This is a genomic window from Microbacterium sp. ET2, assembly GCF_030347395.1.
Lineage (GTDB): Bacteria > Actinomycetota > Actinomycetes > Actinomycetales > Microbacteriaceae > Microbacterium > Microbacterium albipurpureum.
In genome coordinates this window covers 1,996,649-2,018,275 of the sequence record NZ_CP128170.1, presented here as the reverse complement: position 1 = coordinate 2,018,275, position 21,627 = coordinate 1,996,649, and the positions used below count along the sequence as shown (strand labels likewise).

The following is a 21,627-nucleotide window of genomic DNA, read 5'->3' as shown; positions in this document are numbered from 1 at the left end:
CCCTCACCCTACGCGCGCGGGTCGTCGACGCTTCCACGGAGATCTGCGGACCCACGGTCGCTTCGCCGCCAACGGACCGAGTGAAGGTCGATCCCCGCGCGAGGGTGGGGCGGTGCAGGGTGGTGGAAAGGAACGCGCGGTTGTGGCGCTGCGGCGGGCTGCGCAGCAGGGCAGGCGCAGCCGCGTGCGTCAGCGGACCTCCGAATCGACGGCCTCGATGCGCTCCAGCCGCTGCTGACGGTAGGTACGTCAGGACGAGATGGATCGGCTGTCAGCGCGGAAGGACGGTGAGCACCCGTTCGACGTGGTCGCGGAATTCGCTCATGAAGTCGCGGAGAAACGCCTCGGTGTCTTCCGCGTGAATCTCGCCATCGGGGCCGAAGACCTCCTCGGAGAACTGGATGTAGGCCTCGGGAGCGGTCATCTGACGTGCGTTGCAGTAGCTGAGGACTCCCCGCAGGCTCTGCTGAGCCACCGCGGTGCCGATCTGTCCGACCGAGGCGCCGACCACGGCAGCCGGAATGTGGTCGAACGAGTTCTCACCCCAGGGCCGCGACGCCCAGTCGATCGCATTCTTCAGCGCACCGGGGATACTGCGGTTGTACTCGGGCGTGACGAACATGACGGCGTCGGAGCCGCTGATCGCCTCTTTGAGTGCGCGCGCCTCGGGCGGATAAGCGCTGTCGAAGTCGGGGCTGTACAGAGGCAGATCCCCGATGGGGATCTCGGTGAATTCGAGATCGTCGGGCGCGAGGCGGATGAGCGCCTTCGACAGCACCCGGTTGATGGATGTCGACGAGAGGCTGCCGATGAAGTACCCGACCTGATACGTGGACATGATGTCTCCTCACCATTGGCGTTACGCAACGATCACACGCGGATCAGCTGCGGCTCCAGGTCTGGACGGCGACGGGGATCTGTGCGTGGTCAGAAGTCGAGCGCGAAGACCTTCCGCGCCGTTCGCTCGAAGAAGTCCGCCTTCTCGTCGTCGCTGATCGGAAGGGCCTCCTGCGCGTCGACCTCGGCCCCGTCGAACTGGTAGGGGTAGTCCATCGCGTACATGACGCGATCGGCGCCGATCACCTCGCGCGTGAACATGATGGCCGGACCCCACGGCATCCCGGAGGTCGTCAACCAGATCTGCGACGAGAAGTACGCGGACGGCGGCTGAGCCAGCGGCTTGATCGCGTCGTAGCGTCCCGAGGCGACCTGCTTTGCGTGCATATGGTCGATGCGGTGCAGCCAGAAGGGCAGCCCCTCGCCGAGATGACCGACGACGACCCGCAGACGAGGGTGCCGGTCGAGGACGCCGGACGTGATGATTCGCAGCAGGTGCAGGCCGGCGCTCGCACCGAACCCGTGCACGGCGCCATCCAGACCGGCTTCGAAGTAGGGGCCGATCATGCTGTCCGGCGGAGTGTTGGGGTGCAGGTACAGCGGCACATCCAGCTCTTCCAGCGCCGCGAGGAGCGGCGCGAACCGCGGGGCGTCGATGTAGGCGCCCCGGATGTGGTCGTTGAGGATCAGGCCTTTCAGCCCGAGCTCGGATACGGCCCGTCGAAGCTCGACCACGGCAGCGTCGACGTCCTCGTACGACACCGCCGCGAGGCCGGAGAATCTCGACGGATGAGAGCGCGTGATCTCCGCCAGACGATCGTTGGCCAGGCGCGCGATGCTCGTTCCCTCCGCGGCATCCAGCACCTGGGTCCCCGGAGAGGTGAGGGCCAGCACCTGATGGTCGATCCCGGTGGCGTCCATGTCCGACAGGCGACGCTCCGCGGCATCCTGCAGTCGTGCCACGACCGCCTGAGGCTGCGGATGGGGCGAACTGAGGAAGTAGCCCATGAGGCTCGAGAACCCGATGTCTGCGATCGTCTTATCGGAGAGGTGCCGACGGTAGAGGGCGATGATCTCCGGCGGGGCCCAGGCCTCCTCGGTCGCGATCCGCAGATGGTTTCGCGAAGTGTCGGTCGATGTCACGGTGCCGCCCTTTCCATGGGGATGTGGTGATGGTGCCGGTGCGGGTCCGCGGCGTCCTCCGGCTGGGCGGAGATGGGGACGAGGTGCACGGTCACGACGGCGGGCGTTCCCGCCTCCACGTGACGCAAGCCCTCGCGCAGGACGCCCTCGAGCTGATCGAAATCCGCCACAGTTCCGCTCCAGGCGCCCCCTGCCGCGGCCGCCACACCGCCGAAGTCGGTGCTCTGCTGCAGGTTCACCCACAGCCGGTCGGTACGCGCGGCGGTCCCGTCGGGATGGAGGCGCTCCAGGTTGCGCTTCGTGGCGTTCCACCCGCCGTTGTCGAGGACGACGGTGAGGACCGCCAGGCCGTAGTGCTCCGCCATCCAGTAGGTGGAGGCGGGCGCCGAGAAGAAGAACGTTCCGTCTCCGACGATGCTGACCACCGTCGCATCCGGCTCTGCGAGCTTGATCCCGAGCGCGCCGCCGCCCGACCAGCCGAGAGCGGTGCCGCGATTGCCGTACAGGGTGCCCGGACGTCGGCGCGGCAGGTGTCGCCAGATCGTCGGGGCGTTCGAGATGGCCTCGTTGACGACGACCGCGTCGTCGTCGAGCAGGCCGCTGAGGACCCTGGCCACGCTCGCGGGAGTGAGGCGGGAGGCGGCGAGGTCTGAATCCGCCTGCCGATCCACTGCGTCCCGCATCTCCGACAGCATCCGGCGGGAGGCGGCCGTCCGGGTCCGCGCAGCCTCGTCCGGCGCGGGCGCACAGCGGTCGAGCAGCTGGCGGAGAACCGTCTCGGCGTCGGCACGCACGAACCGGCCGGCGGGCACGTACCAGAGCGGCAGGGACTCCTGGAGAGGATCCTCGTTCACCACGAACACCGCGGCGTCCGACGTGGGCCGGCCGAGCACATCCACCCACGGGACGACGATGTCGATCGCGAGGATCACATCCGCCTCCGCGAGGAAGGGATGTGGATCATCGCCGGCGTGGAGGGGGTGATCGCGAGGGAAGCTCAGCACTTCGGCGTTGTACTCGACGACCGGGATGCCGAGCCGCTCCGCGAGATCGACGAGCCGAGGAACGGCGGAGTGCCGCCGCCCGAGGTACGTCGTGACGATGAGGGGCCGGGACGCCTGCGTCAGCGCTCGGAAGAGACTCATCGACGACGCCGTCGGGGGCAGGACTGGCGGAGACAGGCTGCCACCGCTCGACGTCGAGGGGCACGTCGGCTGCCCGTTGCTCGAGCACTTCTCTGGCCGCCGTGACATAAACGGGCCCGGCGGGCGCACTTCGCGCGATCTGCAGTGCCCGGTGCACGACCTGCGGAACGTTGACGGCGGTGCGGAGGTCGTAGCTCCACTTCACGTACGGCCGGACAAGGCCGTGCTGGTCGGCGACATCCTGCAGGTGGTTCACGAACGTGTTCCTGCCGCCCGGCAGCTCGCCCTCCAGCGTGTACGGCGTCAGACCGGCGAACACGAAGACCGGCACCCGGGAACGGGCGGCGTTGTGCACGGCGCCCCCGAGGTTGGCCGTGCCGACATCGGTGTGCACGAAGACGGCCTGGGGTCGTCCTGTGGCGGCCGCGTACCCGTGCGCAGCGCTGAGCGCACTGAATTCATGCGGACAGAGGATGACGGTGGGGACGTCGACGCCTGCGGCGCGGTCCTGCGCGAGCGCCTCGATGATCGCCGGGTGATCGCTTCCGAAGTTCGCGAACAGATGGGTCACGCCGGCGCTGCGCAGCGCGTCGATGAGGAGCGCGCCGGCGCTGCGCTCGGAGTCCGCCATCAGGAGGCGGAGCCCGAGTCGGGAAGGGCATGGACGTCGACGCTGTGGAACTGCAGGTACTCGTCGATGCCGTAGGGCGACCCCTCCCACCCGATGCCGCTCTGCTTCCAGCCACCCATCGGTATCTCGCGGGCGCCCGTCTCGGAGAACATCGCGCTGTTGACGAACGTCACACCGGCCTCGATGCGCGCGGCGACGTCGAGCGCGTGGTCGCGCGACGCCGACCACACCGACGAGCACAGACCGTACTCCGTGTCGTTGGCGTACCTGACCGCTTCCTCTTCGTCATCGACGACCACGACCGGCAGGATCGGGCCGAACTGCTCCTCGCGCACGACCTCATCGTTCTGCCGGGCGTCCAGGACGACGGCGGGCAACAGGAAATGCCCACCGCCCCACGCGGCCTCATCGAGCTTCGATCCGAGGATCCGGACATCACGACCGGCTGCGCGGGTGCGCTCCAGCAGCTCGGTCACCCGCGCGAACTGGCCGGTGTTGTTGACCGGGCCCATGTCGGAGCGCTCGTCCTGGGCGTCTCCCACGACCATCCGGTCTACCCGCTCCACCAGCAGCCGGGCGAACTCGTCGGCGACACCGCGCTGCACGTAGACGCGCTTCGTCGCGAAGCAGACCTGGCCGGCGCGCCGGAAGGCCGACAGCACGATCCGGTCGGCGGTGACCGGGAGATCGGCGTCGGCCAGCACGATCGCGGGATCGTTGCCGCCGAGCTCGAAGTGCACCGGCAGGAGCGAGTCGGCGGCCTGCCGCATGACGTGCTTCGCCGTCGCCCCGCCTCCGGTGAACGACACCTTCCGCACGCGCGCATCATCGACGAGCGCACGGACGACGTCGGCATCGCCGTTGACGATGTTGACCACGCCCGGGGGCAGCACGTCTGCCGCGAGTGCGGCGAGCAGGGACACGGCGAGCGGCGCGAACGGGGAGGGCTTGAGCACCACGGCATTGCCTGCGGCGATCGCAGGGGCGAGCTTGTTGGCGGTCAGGAGCACCGGCGCATTCCACGGCACGATGCAGGCCACGACGCCGTAGGGCCGCCGCTCGACATGGACGGATTCGCCGGCCGTCTGCCCGGCGAACTCCTTCGGCACGAGGACACGGGAGAGGTAGTCGGCGACATGGCGGAAGGAGTCGGCCGACGCCGCCACCTCCCGCCGGATCGTCGCGACGATGCTGCCGTTCTCGCGCGTCGCGAGGTCGATCAGCTGCTCGGCGTGGGCGTCGACGGCGTCGGCGATACGACGCAGCCGCTCGACCCGTTCGGCGATCGACGTGGCGGCCCAGGCGCCCGCCGCTTCCGCGGCCGCATCCACCGCCCTCACCGCATCAGCCGCCGTGCCGTCCGCCACCACTCCGACGACCTCGGCCGTCCGGCTGGGATTGCGCACCTCGAAGGTGCGGTCGGCGGGCGCGCGCTCGCCCCCGATCACGTGTCCGACCACCTCGTTCTGCATCGTCGTCGTGCTCATTCGCTTCTCCTGATCATCGGCTCGTGCACTCGCGTCAGCCCTTTTTCGGCATGACGAGTGAGAGCAGGTGGTTGCGCAGCTCGAGGAACCGCCCGCTCGAACGCGTCTCGACCTGTGAACGCTCGTCGCCGAGATCGACGTCGACCACCTCGCGCACGACGCTCGGGTTCTTCGAGAGCACGACGATGCGATCGCTGAGGTAGATCGCCTCATCGATGTCATGGGTGACGAGGACCACGGTGATGCCGAGATCGCGGCGCACCCGGAGGATCAGGTCCTCGAGGTCGAAACGGGTCTGGGCGTCCACCGAGGCGAAGGGTTCATCCATCAACAGCAGCTCGGGACGATACGACAGTGCTCGAGCAATCGCGACGCGCTGCTGCATCCCGCCCGAGAGCTCCCAGGGGTACTTGTCCTCGACGTGCCCGAGGCCGACGGCATGCAGGGTCTCGCTCACCCGCGCTTCGCGCTCGGTCCGTGACATCCCGCGCGCAGAGAGCGGCAGTGCGACGTTGTCTCCGTTGGTGAACCAGGGGTACAGCGATCGGCTGTAGTCCTGGAATACCAGGCCCAGCTGCTCGGGCACTTCGGTGAGCACCCGGCCCTCGAAGGTCACCGAGCCGGAACTCGGCGACGCCAACCCCGAGATGCAGCGCAGCAGAGTCGTCTTGCCGGCGCCGCTGGGGCCGACGATGCAGACGAACTCGCCCTTGTCGACCTCGAACGACACGGTGTCGATGGCCATGTTGGCCTGCTCGGTGCCTTCGCCGTAGATCTTGCGCAGCTGATCTACGGCGAGGACCGTTTCGGTCGCCGTGGAGGGAGGGGATGCGACGGACATGCGTTTCCTTAAGATCCGGCGAGCGCACGGGAGCGGTAGTACCACCGCAGTACGCGTCGCTCGATGAAGACGAACAGATAGTTCAGGGCGGTGCCGATGACGGCGAGCACGAGGATGCCCGTCCACATCTTCTTGATGGCGAACTCCGCCTGCGCCTGCAGGATGAAGAAGCCGATCCCCGAGTTCGCGGCAACCATCTCGCTGACGACCATGAGGACGATCGCCACGGTGAGGCTGGCGCGCAGGCCGGCGGCGATCTGCGGGCTGGCGCCGGGCAGGACGAGGCGCGTGTAGGTGCGCCACCCGCCCAACCGCAGCGCCTTGGCTGTGTCGAACTTCACCGTGTCGACGCCGCGCATCCCGTCCAGGGTGTTCAGCAGCGTAGGCCAGATCGATCCCAGGGCGATGAGGGCGATCTGACGCATGTCGCCGATCCCGAAGATCGCGATCATCGCCGGGAGCAGCGCCGGCGCCGGCAGCACGTAGAGGAAGTAGATGATCGGATTCAACGCCACGCGCAGGTACTGCAGGCGCCAGAGGAGCGACCCCCCGACGACCCCGATGACCACTCCGAGGATGTAGCCGAGGAAGAGGTTGCGCAGGCTCACGACCGCGTTCGTCCATGCCCCGAACACCACCCACTGGTTCCACGTGTCGACAAGGATGTCGCCGAGCGGCGGGAAGAACGGCGACGTCGACCCGAGGGAGAACAGCCACCATGCGGCGATGAGCACGACGGGGAGCCAGAGCGGTGTCGCGATCTGGCCGACACGGCCCCCTCCCCTGCTCCGCCGCCGCGGCCGGGTCGTCGGAACGGCACTCGTGACGACCCGGGTCATGCTGTCCCCACCTTGTTCGACGCGCGGATGTTCCGCTGTGACTCGTACCAGTGCATGACCCGCTTCTCGAGCAGGAAGAAGGCCCCGGTCAGGGCAATGCCCAGCACGCCGGCGGCGATGATGTAGGCGTACATCGTCGGGTAGGCCACGACCCCCGTGTTCTGAGCCAGCAGGATGTTGCGACCGATGCCGGCCGCGCCGCCGACGATCTCGGCGACGATGCAGAGGATCAGGGCCTGAGCCGAGGCGATGCGCATCCCGGTGACGAGGTACGGCGAGGCGCTCGGGATACTGATCGCGAGGAAGCGGCGTGCGCCGCGGATCCCGAGGGCCCGCGCCGTGTCGAGGACGATGGGGTCCATCGACCGGACGCCGTAGATCACCTGGATGAGGAACGGCCAGAAGGCGGCGAAGCAGACCAGGAACACCTTCATCGGAAGTGTGGACCCTGCGATGAGGATGACCAGTGGCAGGATCGCGATGGCGGGGATCGCCTTGAACGTCTCGATGACCGGCGCGGTGCTGCGCTGCGCGAAGCCGTTGAAGGCGAGCATCGTGCCGATGACCAGGCCCAGCGAGATGACGATGATCATCCCCAGCACCCATCCGATCAGCGTCGCGCCCACGGCGGGCCAGATGCGACCGGTCGAGATCTCGCGACCGAGCGCCGCCATCGTGTCGGTCATCGTGGGGAATTGCGCGGGGCTGACGATGCCGGTCGCCGTGACGGCCTGCCAGAGGACGAGGACGACGACGACGGTCGCGATGGGGAGTGCCCAGTTCAGCCACGCCAGCTTGTTCTTCGTCATCACCTCATCCCTTCCTCGGGGGCCGCCGCGGGGGCGCGATCACTCGATCGCGCCCGGCCAGACGACGGTGGAGACGTCGAGGTTCTCCAGTGCCGTCGCCGCGGACTGATCGGTGCTGAACTTCACCAGCAGGTCTCGCGCCGTCTCGAAAGCGGTCAGGTTCAGGGCCGGATCGCCACCATCGTTCCAGCGCGCACTCTCCGCCTGCTCGGCCGTGATGCCGAGCCCGTCGACCAGCGAGGCCTTCGCGGCCTCGGGGTCCTCCGTCGAACCGAGGATCGACTCCTCCATCGCGTCGGCGAAGGCCCTGACGGTGTTGGGGTTCTGGTCGATGAAGGACTGCGAGGTGTTGAACAGGGTCGTCGCCGTATCGACGAACAGTTCCCGGTTGTTGTACCCGAGCTCGACGCCGCCGGCGGCGAGCGCCTCCGCCGCGAACGGCCACTGCATGATCGCGGCGTCGACGTCACCACTGTCGAGGGCGGCGGCCATCTGTCCGAAGGGCAGCTGCACCAACTCGATGCTCGTCGGGTCCGCGCCGGCACGATCGACGAGCCCCACATCGTCAGGGTGTTGTGAGAGGACAGACCGATGGTCGCCACTCGCTTGCCCTCGAGGTCGGCGAAGTCGGTGATGCCGGAATCAGCGGCGGCGATGGTCAGCGTGCCGTCGTCATCCTCTTGGATCTGACCCTCGATGGTCGAGATCGCACGGATCGGGATGCCGTTCGAGTTCGCGGTCACCACATGCACGACGGTGGCGAAGCCCACATCGTAGGTGCCGCTGGCGAGTCCCGAGACGATGGCGGCGATATCGGTCTGCGGGGTGATCTCGAGCTCGAGCCCGTGCTCTTCGAAGATCCCCTGCTCGATGCCGTAGTACAGCGGGGCGAACTGGGTGGAGGGGTTGATCGCCACTGTCAGCTGCGACTTCTCCGGCGCGCCGCCGTCGGACTCGTCTGCGCCGCCCGACTCCCCTGCGGGTGCCGAGCATCCGGACAGGGCGAGGACGGTGAGGGTCGCGGCGGCGATGCCGGCTATCGCGCGGCGGGTTGATCGGATCATGAGAGGACCTCGGATTCAAAAGAGTGGGAACGGATGCCGGACGACGCGTCCAGGCCGAGGAGTGCGGTGACGTTGCCGTGGTAGATCTGCTCGCGGTCGGCGTCGTCGAGGATGTCCATGTCCTGCAGGTTCGCGAGCGTGTCGCGGATGTACCCCGGACCTTTCTCGGGGTCGAACGGGGTGTCCGATCCGAAGAGCGTGTGATCCACGCCGAAGAACTTGATCGCGGTCCGCATCGAGTCGCCGGCGCCGAAGTACGCGGTGTCGACGTAGAACTTCTTGAAGTACTCGATGGGACGCAGGGTCAGGGGGTAGCCCTGCACGTCCTCCGCCTGGTCGGCGGGTGTGCGCGTACCCAGCTGGTCCCAGCCCGGTCCCACGCGACCGGCGAAGTGGGGGATCATCGCCCCGCCGTGATGGATGAGGATCTTGATGTCGGGCAGACGCTCGAACACACCCGAGAAGACCAGTCGCGACATGAACGCGGAGAGGTCGTACTCCCATCCCAGCGTCCACCAGATCTCGAACTTCGAGCGCTCCTCGGTCTTGTAATCCGTCCAGCTGGAGTCACGGCACGGGTGGACCTGGATCATCTTGTCGCCGCGACGGGCGACGGCCTCGTAGAACGGGAAGAAGCGCTCCTGATCCATCGGACCGCCGTGCACGTGGGTGTAGATCTGCACACCGACGGCGCCCAGTTCATCGAAGGCCCGCTCGGCTTCGGCGATCGCATTGTCGACGTCATCCAGGGCCACCGCGGCGCAGAACCCGGTGAAGCGGTCGGGGTTGTCCGCCACCAGCTCCGCCATGCCGTCGTTGGCGATCCGTGCCAGCTCGGCCGTTCGGGTGGCGGGCCCGAGGTCGTCGAGGGGCGGGGCGGCGGTGTTGATGATCTGCCGGTAGTCGGGCCCGAACTCGTCCATCACCCGGAAGCGTTCACCCATGTCGACGAGTGCGGGCACGCCGCTCACCCGCTTCTGGATGTTGCGGGCGACGGGGCTGTCGGTGATGGCGAACAGCCGCTCGGCGTAGGCGGCGGGCAGCAGGTGGCAGAAGGCGTCGATCTTCATCGAGTCGGATCCCTTCGTCCCCGTCGCGGCGTCGCGGCGGGATCGTGAGCGAGCAAATCAACACAGGTCGACGTCGGTAAAGGGATCGAGGCTCGGTTTTCCGCCACGCGGAATCACCGGGGGATGCGATCACCGGATGAGGTCGGCGCGGATCCCCGTCGCGCACTCCCGGAGGGCGATCGTCACCTCGCGGATCCGGCGCGGCTGGAGCCGCACACTCGGCGCCGACATGGCCACGGCCGCGATGGTGACTCCGGCGCGATCCCGCAGCGGAACGGCGACGGCGCTCAGACCCTCGGCGCTCTCCTCCTGGTTGACGGCGTACCCCCGCATGAGGACGAGCGCGAGCTCATTGAGGAGTTGGGTGAAGGTGCGCGTGCGCGGGGTCAGGCGGCGGAGGCCACGGGGATAAAGCGCGCGCAGCTCTTCTTTGGGGAGCTCGGCCAGGAGGACCTTGCCTCCCGAGGTGGCGTAGGCGGGGAGCAGCGTGCCCGTGAGCACGTGCGTGCGTACCCGCTGATCCGCCTCGAAGCCTGCGACGAACCTCACATCGCTCCCCTGCAGGACCAGCAGATTGACGGTCTCACCGAGCCGAACCGTCAGCGCAGCGAGGTGCGGCTCGCTCACCTCACGGAGATCGATCGCGCGGGTACTGGAGAATCCCAGCTCGATGAGGGCCGGGCCTGCCCGGTAGGCCCGGGTGATGCGGTCCTGGGTGACGAAGGCGCGATGCTCGAGGGTGCTGAGGATGCGGTGCGCCGTGGACGCCGAGACGCCGAGAGAACGAGCGGCGTCGGTGACCCGGAGATCGGGAGTCTCCCGCAGCAGCAGGAGGAGCTGCAGTGCGTGGTCGACGGCACTGACGGGATGCCGGGGTCCCGACGCACGATCGATCGCCACCCATCGAACTTAGGTCCAAGAGGCGGAACCTCCACCTATCCAGGTCATCGGGAGGCGCGTGCGAAACTGAGGCTGAGTCTGTGCTTTCGGCCACGAGAGGACGCGATGAAGCGAACCAACGCAGTGAACCCGGTGACCGGTGCCGTCGTGCTCATCACCGGCGGGGCGCGGGGGATGGGCGAGCTGTACGCGCGGCGCGCGGTCGCCGCCGGCGCCCGCGCTGTGGCGCTGTGGGACGTCGATGAGGAGAGGGTGACGACGCTCGCCGCCGACCTCCGCCGCTCCGGCGTCGAGGTGCGCGCCTACGCCGTCGACGTCTCCCACCCGGGATCGATCCGCGACGGGGTCTCACGTCTTCGGGAGGAGGTCGGGGCACCCGACATCCTGATCAACAACGCCGGCATCGTGCGCGGGGCGCCGTTCTGGGAGTACGACCCGGTGAACGACATCGAGGCGACGCTCCGGGTCAACACCCTCGCGGCCATGTGGCTCACCCGCGAGGTACTCCCCCACATGATCGCCGATCGCTCTCGCCCGAAGCGGATCCTCAACATCGCCTCGGCCGCGGGAACGCTCGCCAACCCGCGCATGAGCGTCTACGCCGCCTCGAAGTGGGCGATGATCGGCTGGAGCGAGTCGGTGCGGTTGGAGCTCGCCGCCGCCGGCCACCGCCACATCGCGGTGACGACCTTCTGCCCCAGCTACGTCTCGACCGGAATGTTCGCCGGGGCCCGCGGGCCGCTCCTGACCCCGGTCATGACGCCCGAGCAGGCGACCGCGGCGGCCTGGCGCGGCATGGTGCGAGGAGCACCGATGGTCCTGCGCCCGTGGACGGTGAAGCTCGCGATGGCACTACGCGGTGTACTGCCGACGCGGGCCTGGGACGCCGTCGCGGGCCGGGTCTTCCGCGTCTACTCGTCGATGGACGCCTTCACCGGGCGCGTCGGCGACTGAAGGTCACTCGGCCGAGGCGCCGCGCGCCGCGCGATCGAGGTCGATTCCCACGGCGAGGAAGCCGACGGTGTCGGGATCGGCGCTGAGGCTGCTCGGCGAGCGCGGAGTCGGCGCGCCGCAGCGCGGTGGCGAAGTTCTGCGGGGCTTCGGTATCGTGCGCGTGGCGCCCGGCGTCGATGTGGTCGACGAGATCGGCCCGGCTCCAGGTGTGCTGCACGGCCTTCCCGGCGTACCACTCGCGAAGCCCCTGGTCCTCCAGGCGGGTGAGCAACTCGACGACGTGACCCCATGGCAGCTGACCGACCGGCTGCTGGACGATGCCGCCGCGTGCGGGCCACCAGGCGGCGAAGTCGCGCATCCAGCGGAGGCTCTCGACCGAGAAGCTCGCCATGGTGGGGTACGTGCGACGGAGCCCCGTTGCAAGCGCGTCGAGCGCGGCATCCTGGTCTTCCGCGGCGCTCTCCTGCGCGAGGATCGTCGCCCCGATCTGCCAGTACAGTCCGATCGTCTCGGCGTTCGCGCGGCGCTGCAGCGTGTGCCGCGCGGCCTTCACCTGATCGATCAGCGTGTCGACGGATTTCTCGACGGCACCGTCACGGGTGTGGGCCAGGGCATCCTCGCTCATCACGTCAGCATGTCGCAGAACGAGCCGGACACAACAGAGCGGGCCACAACAGTGCGGCGATCGACGACGGGTGCAGAAGCGATCAATCCGCGCGGTCGAAGAGCCACTCCTGCACCTCCTCGAAGTACTCGGTGTCGACCGCGACCGGACCCATGTAGGGGTGATCGAAGCTCGCGATCGTGAAGATGACGATCGCGACGTACGAGGCCAGCACCGCTGCCATGACGAGGTGGGTCCGCAGCCGTCCCATCTGGATCATTCCGATCAGCACCGCCGTGATGGCCGCACCCGAGTACAGGACGAACCACAGGATGCCGGGCAGCTCCAGCCCGATCACGCCGATCCGGGCGCTCCGCGCCGACATGAACTCGTTGAACGACCAGATCGCCGCCGCGTGGACGTTCGCCTGCCCCTCACCCTCCGGCTCAAAGGAGAAGAGGACCTCCTCGATCGCGGCGACCTCCGCCACGGACTGCGAGGGGATCTGCCCCGCCCGCTGCGCCGCCCAGTCCACCTCTCGGACGTGGTCGACGTAGGAGACGAGCAGCGCCTGGGCTCTCCGCGCTCGGGCTCTGGGAATCCGGCCGTGTCGCGATAGAGCACAGCGACGGCCGATGCCTCGTCCATCACGATCTCCTCGACGCCGCGATAGTTCTCGTACGAGGCGGCGGCGATGAGCGCGAGCGTGACGCCGTAGAGGACGCCGAAGGTCGCCATCACGTAGGCGAGGATCCGGTCCCACTCCCGCATCTGCTTCTTCTCGCCCGGCACCCAACGGCGCAGCGCGATGACGATCAGCAGCGACGCGGCGACGAACAGGATGACGAAACCGGGCAGCGCGACCCCGACCGGCAGCTGGTAGAGCCACATGAATGGCATTGTGCCCGCAGGCGGCTTCGTTCGAAGGTAAGTGGATGCCGCGGCTCGCCGCGTCGCGGCATCCGGAACCTTTTTCGCGGCGATGTCGATTTCGTCCGCGCCGATTCGACGCGATAGTGGGAGGGCCCTTCCTCCCCGAACGAAACGGAGAATCAGATGCCCAAGTACATGCTCATCATGCGCAACAGCGATTCGGTGGAGAACTACGAAGACATGGACTTCGAGGCGATCATCAACGCGATGGGCGCCTACAACGAGTCGATGATGAAGGCGGGTGTCCTCCTCGGCGGCGACGGGCTGACCGATGCCGCCCAGGGATCGGTGGTGGAGTTCACCGCCGAGGCGCCGATCGTCACCGACGGCCCCTACGGGGAGGTGCACGAACTGTTCAACGGCTTCTGGACCATCCAGGTCGGGTCGCAGGAAGAGGCGGTCGAGTGGGCGAAGAAGGCGCCGCTCGGGCCCGGCAACAAGATCGAGGTGCGCCGGATGACCGACGAGTCCGACTTCGCGGACTACTCGGACAACGAGTACATCCAGAAGGAGAAGGGCTGGCGCGAGGAGCTCGGCACCGAATGAGCGCCGACCCGCGGCGGGTGCTCGATGCCGTATGGCGCATGGAGGGTGCGCGCATCGTCGCGGGTGTGGCGAAGGCGACCGGTGACGTCGTCCTCGCGGAGGATGTCGCGCAGGAAGCGGTCGTCGAGGCCCTGAGCTCGTGGCGCGAGCACGGCGTGCCCGCCAACCCGGGCGCATGGCTCACGGCGGTGGCGAAGCGTCGCGCCGTGGATGCGTGGCGCCGCCGCTCGGCGCTCGACGATCGGCATCGCGCGATGGCCCACGATCTCTCGGAAGCGACCGAGGACGCCTGGGAGCCGATCGACGACGACGTGCTGCGCCTCGTGTTCACCGCCTGCCACCCCGCGCTGTCGCGCGAGTCGCAGGTCGCCTTGACCCTGCGCGTGGTCGGTGGTCTCACCACGTCGGAGATCGCCCGGATGCTGCTGGTGCCCGTCCCGACGGTGCAGGCGCGCATCACGCGGGCGAAGAAGACCCTGCACGCGGCGAAGGTGCCCTTCGAGACGCCGGATCCGCCGGAGTGGCCGGCGCGGCTGCAGACCGTGCTGAGCGTGGTGTACCTCGTCTTCACCGAGGGGTACGCCGCGACGAGCGGAGATCGATGGGTGAGGACCGACCTCGCGGAGGAGGCGCTCCGGCTCGGGCGGATCATCGTCGCGCTGCTGCCGCGGGAGCCCGACGCGTGGGCGCTCCTCGCGCTGATGGAGCTGCAGGCCTCACGGTTCGGGGCACGGACGGACGCCGTGGGTGAACCGGTGCTGCTGGCGGATCAGGACCGCAGCCGATGGGACAGGGCGCAGATCGAGCGAGGCCGCGCGGCGCTCGCGCGGGCCGACGCGGTCGGACATGGCCGCGGGTCGTACGCGCTGCAGGCGGCGATCGCCGAACAGCACGCGACGGCGCGGGACTTCGCCGACACCGACTGGGACGAGATCGTCGTGCTCTACGAGGCGCTGGGCCGCATCTCGCCGAGCCCGGTCGTCGAGCTGAATCACGCCGTCGCCCTCTCGATGGCCGTCGGGCCGGGGACGGCGCTGGCGATGGTCGACCGACTCGCCGCGCAGGGCGCGCTGCGCGGCTCGCACCTCATCCCCAGCGTGAGGGGGGAGCTGCTGGCGAAGCTCGGCCGCGCGGACGAGGCTCGCGCCGAGCTCTCGGCCGCCGCAGCCCTCACCGGCAACGAGCGGGAGGCCGGCGTGCTGCGAGCGAAGGCCGCCGCGCTCGGCGGGTGACTCCCCTGCTCAAGGCCCGCCCTCGACGCACACCGCCGTCGCCGTCGCCACTGATGTCGGGGTTTCGCAGGTTCGAAGACCCGGGATGCTGCGAAACCCGACATCGAGTGGGGAAAGGGGAGCGGGGAACGGGTTGAGCAGGGGCGGCGCGCGCCCTAGGCTCGCGGCAGAGCGTCACTCCCAGATTCGGCACCACCCCCGCGAAAGCAGGTTCCGATGGCATCCTTCACCCGAGGATTCGGCTCCCGTCGGCGTGAGGCCGAACCGGACCTCCCGCCCGGCCAGTACCTCACCACCGACTTCCCCGTCCTCTCCGCCGGTCCGACGCCGCGCATCCCGCTGTCGGAATGGTCGTTCTCGATCCGCACCGAGACCGGTGAGACGGCGCGGTGGAGCTGGGACGAGTTCACCGCCCTCCCGTCGGAGGAGGTGTCGACCGACATCCACTGCGTCACGCGCTGGTCCAAGCTCGGCACCTCGTGGCGGGGCGTGGCGCTGGACACCCTGTTCGACGACGTCGAGACGAGCTTCGACTACGTCATGGCGCACTCGTACGGCGGGTACACCACGAACGTTCCGCTCGACGACCTTCTCGGGGGCAGAGCCTGGATCGCGTACGAGTTCGACGGGGAGCCGCTCGACCCCGAGCACGGGGGCCCGGCCCGCCTCCTCGTGCCGCACCTGTACTTCTGGAAGAGCGCGAAGTGGGTGCGGGGGCTCGTCATGCAGCAGCACGACGATCCTGGGTTCTGGGAGCAGAACGGCTACCACCTGCGCGGTGACCCCTGGCTGGAGGAGCGGTACTGGTGAGGACGACCGGGTGGCTGCCCGCACGTATCGCTGCGGTCCGGCCGACCACGAGCCACGCCCGCGTCCTCACCCTCGACGTGCCCGGCTGGCCGGGGAACGACCCCGGCCAGCACCTCGACGTCCGCCTCACCGCGGAAGACGGCTACCAGGCCGAGCGTTCGTACTCGATCGCCTCATCCGGGCCGGGTGAACGCGTCGAACTCGCCGTCGACACCGTGCCCGACGGAGAGGTCTCACCCTACCTCGTCGAGGTCGCCGAGGTCGACGACATGCTCGAGGTGAAGGGCCCGCTCGGCGCATACTTCGTGTGGCATGAATCCGACACCGACCCCGTGCAGCTCATCGCGGGCGGGTCGGGGATCGTCCCCCTGCTCGCGATGGCGCGCGCGCACGATCGGGCGGGAAGCGCGGCACCCTTCCGTCTGCTCTACTCGGTGCGCACGCCCGACGATGCGCTCTACCGCGACGAGATCCTCGACCTGGCCGGCCGCTCCGTCGACCTGACGTGGGCCTACACCCGCGCCGCCCCCGAGGGCTGGCCCGAACCCGTCGGCCGGTTGACACCCGATCGGGTCGCCGCGGCGACGTGGCCGCCGGCGCGGCATCCGCTCACCTTCATCTGCGGACCGACGCGCTTCGTCGAGGCCGCTGCCGACGCGATGGTCGCCGCCGGCCACGATCCGGCGCGCGTGCGCACCGAACGATTCGGAGGATGACGATGTCCGACGACCGCACTCGCATCGCCCGCGCCGCGCACCCCGGCCGGGAGGACTCCCACACCGCGCACGTCGTCGACGGCAATGCCGTGGTGGGCGCCCTGCAGGATCTCTTCGCCGGCGACCTCAGCATGCTGATGGTGGAATGCGGCGGCTGTCACACCACGGCGCCGCTCGCGGAATGGCGGGTGGAGGCCGATCGCGACGCGTTCATCGTGCGATGCCGGTCGTGCACGCACACCCTGTGGACGCTGATGCGGGGGGGCGACGGCCCCTCGCTGCTCATCGCCGGGGGCTGCGGTGTTCGGCGCGGGCCGGAGGGCGAAGCGCCGAGTCCGGCCGGGTGACGCGCCCGCCCGCGAGCACCAGTCCCGCGACGACGCCGCCCACGCCGTCCGCGGCGAGATCACCGATGGTGTCGTTGTACGACACGATGATCTCGGCGGTGACGAACGTGCGCCCCGCCCACTCGACCATCTCCCACAGCGCCCCGAAGGCCAGCGCGAGCATGCCGCCGAGGACCGCGCCGGAGACTCGAGGATGCCGCGACCGGGCGGGCCCCGGCAGCACGCCGACATGCGCGAGGGCCTGCAGCCCCATCAGCGTGATCGCGCCGGACACGACCGCGTGCACGACGAGATCCCAGCCGGGGATCGATTCGTAGAGCCCGAAGATGTTGCTCCACGCCGCGACGAGGACCGAGAGCGCGACGGCGATGTCCCACCCTGGACGCAGGGCGAGGAAGCGGGGCAGCATGAGGGCGGGCAGCGAGAACGCGACCACCCCTGCGTCGAGGAGCGTGAACCAGACTGCGGCGATGACGACGCTGATCACACCGAGAAGCCGCACTCCGTCGGCGGCGATGTCGAGCGCCGTCGCGGGTGGTCGGAGGAAGTTCTGCACGAAGGGGTTCGCCCGCACCGCCGAGGTCATCACCCCTCTCCCGCCGCGATGCGCAGCACCGCCTGGACCGGCAGATGATCCGAGGGCCGGCGCCCCTTCGGGGCCGATGGGTTGATCGCGACGCGCTCCACCTCGATGTCGCCGGTCACCGCGATCCAGTCGATGCGCTTGCGACCCACGCGCGGCTCTCGGTAGTTCGGGAACGTCCCCCACTCGGGTGTGACACGCTCGCCGGCGACCGCCCAGGCGTCCCGCAGAGCGCCATCCCTCAGCAGCTCCCGGATCGGGACAGTTCCCTCGCCCGTGTTGAGGTCGCCCATCACCACGCTCGGCCGCGCCGCCTCACCGACGAGCAGGCGAAGGGCTTCGGCCGAGCGGCGCCGCGCTCCACGCGACAGGTGGTCGAAGTGGGTGTTCACGGCGACGAACGTCGCGGACGTCGCCCGGTCGCGCAGCCGGGCGATGACCGCGATGCGGGGCACCCTGTTGCCCCACGACCGCGACCCGGGGTCGTCAGGGCGGTCGGACAGGGCGATCTGCCGCCAGTTCTCGAGCTCGAGCCGGTCGGCGTCGAAGAAGAGCGGGCAGGCCTCTCCCCCGCCATCCCGTCGTCGTCCGTGACCGAGCGCCACATACCGCGCGCCGAGCGCGGTGTGCACGTCACGCGCCTGGTCGGGGAGAGCCTCCTGCACACCGAGGATGTGCGGTTGCTCCGCCTGCAGGAGCGCGGCCACTGCCGCTCGTCGGTCGCGCCATCGATCCACGCGCCGCAGCGCCGGGGAGAGCCGGCGGCGGATGTTGAAGGTCATGACGTGCAGCGCAGGCGGCGTCACGGGTCCGATCAGGGCGGTCGACATCCCCCTCAGGCGCCCGAGATCCGGGTCCAGGCTGCCTTGCCCTCTGCGCGCCGCGCCGCCTCATACGGTGAGGGGTCGGCGGCCTGACCGACCCGGAGGGTGTCGTCGTGGGGCGTCGACCTCTGCCGCCGCGGCCGCGTGACCCACAGCGTGACCGCCGTGACACCGGCGGCGACGCCTCCGAGTGCCAGCAGCTCGATCATGCTGAGAGCGTACGCCTGCACGGTGGGTGGCAGGGCCGGATCAGTGGATCGACGCGTCCGCTGCGCTCAGGCGCCAGGCGTGGAACACCACGATCAGCCCGGCGCGAGACGGGGCGGCGACGAGCGGCCCGGCTGCGGCGTCGGCGGAACCGTCGAACGGCGCGAGCCGCAGGAGCCGCATCGGCTCGCCGGCGACTCCGCCGCGCACGGTGATCGCGTCCTCACCCCGACTGACCCGGATGACGAGGCGACGACCGCTCCACTCGGGCACGGCGCCGACCGACCAGTCCGAGCGGCGGTCGGTGACGACGGCCCCCGCTCCGAGCTCTCCGTCGCAGTACTCGACTCCGCACTTGATCCACCGCTCGTCGTCGATCCGCACGAAGATGCCCGCCTGGTCGAACTGCTCAGTGAAGTCGGCGGTGAACTCAACCTCCATCGCCGCGCCGACGGGGAGCGGAGCGACGAGCCCGTGTTCAGAGGCGTGCTCGAAGCCGTACGCGGTGCGCAGCCACGCATCGCTTCCTTCGACGGCGGTGACGGCCAGGTCGTCCCCCGCCGTTCGGCGGAGACGGGCTCATGGGTCCACCGCCCCTCGGCCCAGTCGATACGGCGGGGGGAGATCGAGGTCGTCATCCCTCCATCGTCGCATCAGCGGTCGGGCTCCGGCGGATGCGGATGGGCCCCTTGGCCGTCGAGGGATCGACCACCCGGCCCCCCTGGGTGATCTCCACGTCGCCGGTCGCGACGAGTCGCCGTGCGGCCCGTCGCGCGGGCTCCATCAGCTCGCGCCACTCCTCGCCCCCGACGGCCTTCGCGGCCTCGGACGGACACATCGATGACGTCGCCGCACGCAACGCGAGGGTCTGACGGATCGCCTCCTCCAGCTCACGGTCGACGGGCGTCACGCCGCGGCGCCGGCACGCGTCGGAGCAGTACTTCACCGAATCCCAGTTCGCCGCCCACCTGGCTCGGTACTCCATGGTGCGTCCGCAGGAGGCGCAGATCTTCGGATGGCGCCGCTCGGCGGCATCCGTCCCTCCCCGCGTGCGACCCATGTCTCCATCGTGCCGCGGGCCGGAGGGTCAGGGGGCCGCACGACCCGTCGTCGTCATCGTGATCTCGCGGGCTCCCTCGACGTCGCGCGCCTCCAGGGCCACCGACACCGATGCGAAGTCGCCGAGGCGCGACGCATGCGTGCCGCCGCACGGGATGTGCACGGTCATGTCCGGGAGTTGGCACACCCAGGCGCGACGCGACGAGAGCGCGTCGCCATCGCGCTCGATGCGAACGGCCGCGCCGGAGCCGACCCATTCCGCGAGCAGCATGTTCGCGTGCGACGCGACGGCGTCGAGATCGTCCAGAGCCGTCGCGACGAAGCCCTTCCGTCGGAGCGACTTGCCGATGCGGTAGACGTCGACCGAACCACCCGGATGGATGCGGCTCGTCTCGATCGCCAGCGCGTCGAAGTTCGGGTTCCCCCGGGCATCCGGCATCACCTCTTTGATCCACGCTTGCGCGAGAGCGGCATTCAGGGCGAGCGACGCGAGATGGCAGACCGTGTGCCCTGCCGAGAGCGCGACGCGATATTCGGCGTCGACGACCGCGCGGACCTCGGTCCCCGCCGCGGGGCCGTCACCTTCGACGATGTGCGCCACGACGAAGACCCAGCCCTCGGTGCCCATTCGGACGGGCAGGTCGGCGCCGAGGAACAGCCGTCCGTCCTGGACGCCGCCGACCACCGCGTCGACCACGGCGAACGTCGTCCCCGCCGCCTCGAGGGTCGCGCGGTCCGCCGGCTGGTCGGGCCAGGCCGCCGTGACGGGATGCACGCAGGTGACGTCGAGGAGCACCGCCGAGCGCCCGTCGCCGAGGTCTTCGACGTGCAGCACACGGCCCGTGCTCGAGGTCGCACCCTGCGGGTACGTCACGACCGTGTCGGTCTCGGGGAGGCCGGCGGGGACGGGGAGGGTGGCGTGGGGCTCTGGCACGAGCCCACCCTAGACGGCGGACGGGGCGGGTAGATTCGCCCTGTGCGCGCCGTTCGCATCCATGCTGTCCGCGGCATGCCCGCCGTGGTCGACGTCGCCGAGCCCGTCGCGCCGGAGGGCGGGGTGGTCGTCGACGTCCGTGCCACGGGGGTCTGCCGCAGCGACTGGCACGCCTGGGCCGGTCACGACGAGATCGCCTTTCCGCACGTACCCGGCCACGAGTTGGCGGGCGTCGTCTCCGAGGTCGGCCTCGGGGTCACCCGTTTCCGCGTCGGCGACCGGGTCACCGTCCCCTTCGTGTGCGGGTGCGGGGTGTGTGAGTGGTGCCGCGCGGGCGATGCCCAGGTGTGCCCGGATCAGCAGCAGCCGGGGTTCACCCACTGGGGGTCCTTCGCCGAGAGGGTGGCGCTCCATGCCGCCGACACCAACCTCGTCGCCCTCCCCGACACGGTGTCGTTCGAAGCGGCCGCTGCGCTCGGCTGCCGGTTCGCGACGGCCTTCCGGGCGCTGACCGCCCGGGCGCGCGTCGCCACCGGGGAGTGGGTCACCGTCGTCGGCGCCGGTGGGGTGGGCCTCAGCGTCGTGATGATCGCGGTCGCCCTGGGCGCGCGGGTGATCGCGATCGACACCAACACCCGCGCGCTCGAGGTCGCGAGTCGGCTCGGCGCCGCCCATGTCGTCGTCACAGGTCCTGACGGTCCCCCCGTCCCCGACGTCGTCCACGATCTGACCGGGGGCGGCTCGCACGTGGCGATAGACGCGGTCGGGAGCGCGAAGACCGCCGCGGACGCCGTGCTGAGCCTTCGCCGTCGCGGGCGCCACGTGCAGGTCGGGCTCCTGCCGACGGATGACGGCTTCTCCCCCCTTCCCATGGCGCGCGCGATCGCGTGGGAGCTCGACATCCTCGGCAGTCACGGGATGGCGGCGGGAGACTACCCGGCGATGATGGAGCTCGTCGCCTCGGAGAGGCTGCACCCGCACGACCTCATCGAGCGCGTGATCGGCCTCGACGAGGCATCCGCTCTTCTCCCGCGTTTCGACAGCGCCGCGCCCGCGGGGATGACGATGATCGACCCGCGCCGCGGGCTCCCCTAGGATCGCTCCGACGGAGG

The 21,627-nt window shown here is 69.6% G+C and carries 24 protein-coding genes and 3 pseudogenes; 7 read left to right on the top strand and 20 right to left on the bottom strand.

Annotation, left to right across the window (positions count from 1 at the left end; genetic code table 11):
- Positions 1-271: 271 nt before the first annotated feature.
- The 12 genes and pseudogenes from QSU92_RS09750 to QSU92_RS09695 form a co-directional block, all read right to left on the bottom strand.
- Positions 272-838: an NADPH-dependent FMN reductase gene (locus QSU92_RS09750; RefSeq protein WP_289261281.1), complete on the bottom strand. Its 567-nt coding sequence runs from the start codon at positions 836-838 to the stop codon at positions 272-274.
- Positions 839-927: 89 nt separating this feature from the next.
- Positions 928-1,980, bottom strand: a complete 1,053-nt coding sequence (locus QSU92_RS09745) for an amidohydrolase family protein (RefSeq protein ID WP_289261279.1) — start codon at positions 1,978-1,980, stop codon at positions 928-930.
- Positions 1,977-3,125, bottom strand: a complete 1,149-nt coding sequence (locus QSU92_RS09740) for a thiamine pyrophosphate-dependent enzyme (RefSeq protein WP_289261276.1) — start codon at positions 3,123-3,125, stop codon at positions 1,977-1,979. Before QSU92_RS09740 ends, QSU92_RS09745 begins: the two co-directional genes overlap by 4 nt.
- Positions 3,126-3,411: 286 nt before the next feature.
- A pseudogene (locus tag QSU92_RS09735) lies at positions 3,412-3,756 on the bottom strand (thiamine pyrophosphate-binding protein); the annotation flags it as partial.
- Positions 3,756-5,243: an aldehyde dehydrogenase family protein gene (locus tag QSU92_RS09730; RefSeq protein WP_289261274.1), complete on the bottom strand. Its 1,488-nt coding sequence runs from the start codon at positions 5,241-5,243 to the stop codon at positions 3,756-3,758. The pseudogene QSU92_RS09735 and the gene QSU92_RS09730, both read right to left, overlap by 1 nt.
- A gap of 34 nt (positions 5,244-5,277) precedes the next feature.
- Complete coding sequence (locus QSU92_RS09725) at positions 5,278-6,084, bottom strand: ABC transporter ATP-binding protein (RefSeq protein WP_289261272.1); 807 nt, start codon at positions 6,082-6,084, stop codon at positions 5,278-5,280.
- Positions 6,085-6,092: 8 nt separating this feature from the next.
- Positions 6,093-6,923: an ABC transporter permease gene (locus QSU92_RS09720; protein WP_289261271.1), complete on the bottom strand. Its 831-nt coding sequence runs from the start codon at positions 6,921-6,923 to the stop codon at positions 6,093-6,095.
- Positions 6,920-7,732, bottom strand: a complete 813-nt coding sequence (locus tag QSU92_RS09715; RefSeq protein WP_289261269.1) for an ABC transporter permease — start codon at positions 7,730-7,732, stop codon at positions 6,920-6,922. Before QSU92_RS09715 ends, QSU92_RS09720 begins: the two co-directional genes overlap by 4 nt.
- Positions 7,733-7,771: 39 nt before the next feature.
- On the bottom strand, positions 7,772-8,293 hold the full coding sequence (locus QSU92_RS09710) for an ABC transporter substrate-binding protein (RefSeq protein ID WP_289261267.1): 522 nt from the start codon (positions 8,291-8,293) through the stop codon (positions 7,772-7,774).
- 77 nt (positions 8,294-8,370) lie between these two features.
- Positions 8,371-8,796, bottom strand: a pseudogene (locus QSU92_RS17590) (ABC transporter substrate-binding protein); the annotation flags it as partial.
- Complete coding sequence (locus tag QSU92_RS09700; RefSeq protein WP_289261263.1) at positions 8,793-9,866, bottom strand: amidohydrolase family protein; 1,074 nt, start codon at positions 9,864-9,866, stop codon at positions 8,793-8,795. The gene QSU92_RS09700 and the pseudogene QSU92_RS17590, both read right to left, overlap by 4 nt.
- Before the next feature lie 129 nt (positions 9,867-9,995).
- Positions 9,996-10,766, bottom strand: a complete 771-nt coding sequence (locus tag QSU92_RS09695) for an IclR family transcriptional regulator (RefSeq protein ID WP_289261261.1) — start codon at positions 10,764-10,766, stop codon at positions 9,996-9,998.
- 105 nt (positions 10,767-10,871) lie between these two features.
- On the opposite strand from QSU92_RS09695, the gene QSU92_RS09690 reads away from it, so the two are divergent.
- Positions 10,872-11,720, top strand: a complete 849-nt coding sequence (locus tag QSU92_RS09690; protein ID WP_289261259.1) for an SDR family NAD(P)-dependent oxidoreductase — start codon at positions 10,872-10,874, stop codon at positions 11,718-11,720.
- Here QSU92_RS09690 and QSU92_RS09685 read toward each other — a convergent pair.
- Both QSU92_RS09685 and QSU92_RS17605 read right to left on the bottom strand, forming a co-directional pair.
- Entirely contained in the window at positions 11,698-12,345 is a 648-nt protein-coding gene (locus QSU92_RS09685; protein ID WP_289261257.1) for a DUF1016 N-terminal domain-containing protein, read from the bottom strand. The genes QSU92_RS09690 and QSU92_RS09685 overlap by 23 nt on opposite strands.
- An 82-nt stretch (positions 12,346-12,427) precedes the next feature.
- Positions 12,428-13,215: pseudogene (locus QSU92_RS17605) on the bottom strand (bestrophin-like domain).
- A gap of 165 nt (positions 13,216-13,380) precedes the next feature.
- Between QSU92_RS17605 and QSU92_RS09675 the strand changes: the two are divergent.
- From QSU92_RS09675 to QSU92_RS09655, 5 genes are all read left to right on the top strand, one after another.
- Positions 13,381-13,803 carry a YciI family protein gene (locus QSU92_RS09675; protein WP_289261253.1) on the top strand — a complete coding sequence of 141 codons (423 nt, stop codon included), beginning with the start codon at positions 13,381-13,383 and terminating at the stop codon, positions 13,801-13,803.
- Entirely contained in the window at positions 13,800-15,035 is a 1,236-nt protein-coding gene (locus QSU92_RS09670) for an RNA polymerase sigma factor (protein WP_289261250.1), read from the top strand. The genes QSU92_RS09675 and QSU92_RS09670 overlap by 4 nt, the downstream gene beginning before the upstream one ends.
- Positions 15,036-15,251: 216 nt before the next feature.
- Entirely contained in the window at positions 15,252-15,845 is a 594-nt protein-coding gene (locus QSU92_RS09665; protein WP_289261248.1) for a sulfite oxidase-like oxidoreductase, read from the top strand.
- Positions 15,842-16,561, top strand: coding sequence for an FAD-binding oxidoreductase (locus tag QSU92_RS09660; protein ID WP_289261247.1), 720 nt, complete (start codon positions 15,842-15,844; stop codon positions 16,559-16,561). Before QSU92_RS09665 ends, QSU92_RS09660 begins: the two co-directional genes overlap by 4 nt.
- The gene (locus QSU92_RS09655) at positions 16,558-16,908 is read left to right on the top strand and encodes a DUF6510 family protein (RefSeq protein WP_289261244.1); all 351 of its coding nucleotides are present in this window, start codon (positions 16,558-16,560) and stop codon (positions 16,906-16,908) included. Before QSU92_RS09660 ends, QSU92_RS09655 begins: the two co-directional genes overlap by 4 nt.
- On the opposite strand, the gene QSU92_RS09650 is transcribed toward QSU92_RS09655, so the two are convergent.
- The 6 genes from QSU92_RS09650 to QSU92_RS09625 form a co-directional block, all read right to left on the bottom strand.
- Positions 16,844-17,494: a DUF2238 domain-containing protein gene (locus QSU92_RS09650; RefSeq protein WP_289261242.1), complete on the bottom strand. Its 651-nt coding sequence runs from the start codon at positions 17,492-17,494 to the stop codon at positions 16,844-16,846. The two genes, QSU92_RS09655 and QSU92_RS09650, sit on opposite strands and share 65 nt — an antisense overlap.
- The gene (locus tag QSU92_RS09645; RefSeq protein ID WP_289261240.1) at positions 17,494-18,321 is read right to left on the bottom strand and encodes an endonuclease/exonuclease/phosphatase family protein; all 828 of its coding nucleotides are present in this window, start codon (positions 18,319-18,321) and stop codon (positions 17,494-17,496) included. Before QSU92_RS09645 ends, QSU92_RS09650 begins: the two co-directional genes overlap by 1 nt.
- 5 nt (positions 18,322-18,326) lie before the next feature.
- Positions 18,327-18,524, bottom strand: a complete 198-nt coding sequence (locus tag QSU92_RS09640) for a hypothetical protein (RefSeq protein ID WP_289261238.1) — start codon at positions 18,522-18,524, stop codon at positions 18,327-18,329.
- A gap of 40 nt (positions 18,525-18,564) precedes the next feature.
- Positions 18,565-19,035 carry a DUF1349 domain-containing protein gene (locus tag QSU92_RS09635; protein ID WP_333783467.1) on the bottom strand — a complete coding sequence of 157 codons (471 nt, stop codon included), beginning with the start codon at positions 19,033-19,035 and terminating at the stop codon, positions 18,565-18,567.
- 121 nt (positions 19,036-19,156) lie between these two features.
- Positions 19,157-19,582: a DUF2256 and DUF3253 domain-containing protein gene (locus QSU92_RS09630; RefSeq protein WP_289261237.1), complete on the bottom strand. Its 426-nt coding sequence runs from the start codon at positions 19,580-19,582 to the stop codon at positions 19,157-19,159.
- Positions 19,583-19,609: 27 nt separating this feature from the next.
- Positions 19,610-20,515: an alanyl-tRNA editing protein gene (locus tag QSU92_RS09625; RefSeq protein ID WP_289261235.1), complete on the bottom strand. Its 906-nt coding sequence runs from the start codon at positions 20,513-20,515 to the stop codon at positions 19,610-19,612.
- Positions 20,516-20,557: 42 nt separating this feature from the next.
- On the opposite strand from QSU92_RS09625, the gene QSU92_RS09620 reads away from it, so the two are divergent.
- Positions 20,558-21,610 (top strand): alcohol dehydrogenase catalytic domain-containing protein, encoded by a 1,053-nt coding sequence (locus tag QSU92_RS09620; RefSeq protein ID WP_289261233.1) that lies wholly within the window; start codon positions 20,558-20,560, stop codon positions 21,608-21,610.
- Positions 21,611-21,627: the final 17 nt, after the last annotated feature.

Coding starts and splice junctions, on each gene's coding strand:
- QSU92_RS09665 (WP_289261248.1), top strand. CDS start 15,252: ATGGCATCCTTCACCCGAGGATTCGGCTCCCGTCGGCGTGAGGCCGAA.
- QSU92_RS09730 (WP_289261274.1), bottom strand. CDS start 5,243: ATGAGCACGACGACGATGCAGAACGAGGTGGTCGGACACGTGATCGGG.
- QSU92_RS09670 (WP_289261250.1), top strand. CDS start 13,800: ATGAGCGCCGACCCGCGGCGGGTGCTCGATGCCGTATGGCGCATGGAG.
- QSU92_RS09655 (WP_289261244.1), top strand. CDS start 16,558: ATGACGATGTCCGACGACCGCACTCGCATCGCCCGCGCCGCGCACCCC.
- QSU92_RS09685 (WP_289261257.1), bottom strand. CDS start 12,345: ATGAGCGAGGATGCCCTGGCCCACACCCGTGACGGTGCCGTCGAGAAA.
- QSU92_RS09740 (WP_289261276.1), bottom strand. CDS start 3,125: ATGAGTCTCTTCCGAGCGCTGACGCAGGCGTCCCGGCCCCTCATCGTC.
- QSU92_RS09720 (WP_289261271.1), bottom strand. CDS start 6,923: ATGACCCGGGTCGTCACGAGTGCCGTTCCGACGACCCGGCCGCGGCGG.
- QSU92_RS09645 (WP_289261240.1), bottom strand. CDS start 18,321: ATGTCGACCGCCCTGATCGGACCCGTGACGCCGCCTGCGCTGCACGTC.
- QSU92_RS09630 (WP_289261237.1), bottom strand. CDS start 19,582: ATGGGTCGCACGCGGGGAGGGACGGATGCCGCCGAGCGGCGCCATCCG.
- QSU92_RS09650 (WP_289261242.1), bottom strand. CDS start 17,494: ATGACCTCGGCGGTGCGGGCGAACCCCTTCGTGCAGAACTTCCTCCGA.
- QSU92_RS09715 (WP_289261269.1), bottom strand. CDS start 7,732: ATGACGAAGAACAAGCTGGCGTGGCTGAACTGGGCACTCCCCATCGCG.
- QSU92_RS09675 (WP_289261253.1), top strand. CDS start 13,381: ATGCCCAAGTACATGCTCATCATGCGCAACAGCGATTCGGTGGAGAAC.
- QSU92_RS09725 (WP_289261272.1), bottom strand. CDS start 6,084: ATGTCCGTCGCATCCCCTCCCTCCACGGCGACCGAAACGGTCCTCGCC.
- QSU92_RS09700 (WP_289261263.1), bottom strand. CDS start 9,866: ATGAAGATCGACGCCTTCTGCCACCTGCTGCCCGCCGCCTACGCCGAG.
- QSU92_RS09750 (WP_289261281.1), bottom strand. CDS start 838: ATGTCCACGTATCAGGTCGGGTACTTCATCGGCAGCCTCTCGTCGACA.
- QSU92_RS09690 (WP_289261259.1), top strand. CDS start 10,872: ATGAAGCGAACCAACGCAGTGAACCCGGTGACCGGTGCCGTCGTGCTC.
- QSU92_RS09640 (WP_289261238.1), bottom strand. CDS start 18,524: ATGATCGAGCTGCTGGCACTCGGAGGCGTCGCCGCCGGTGTCACGGCG.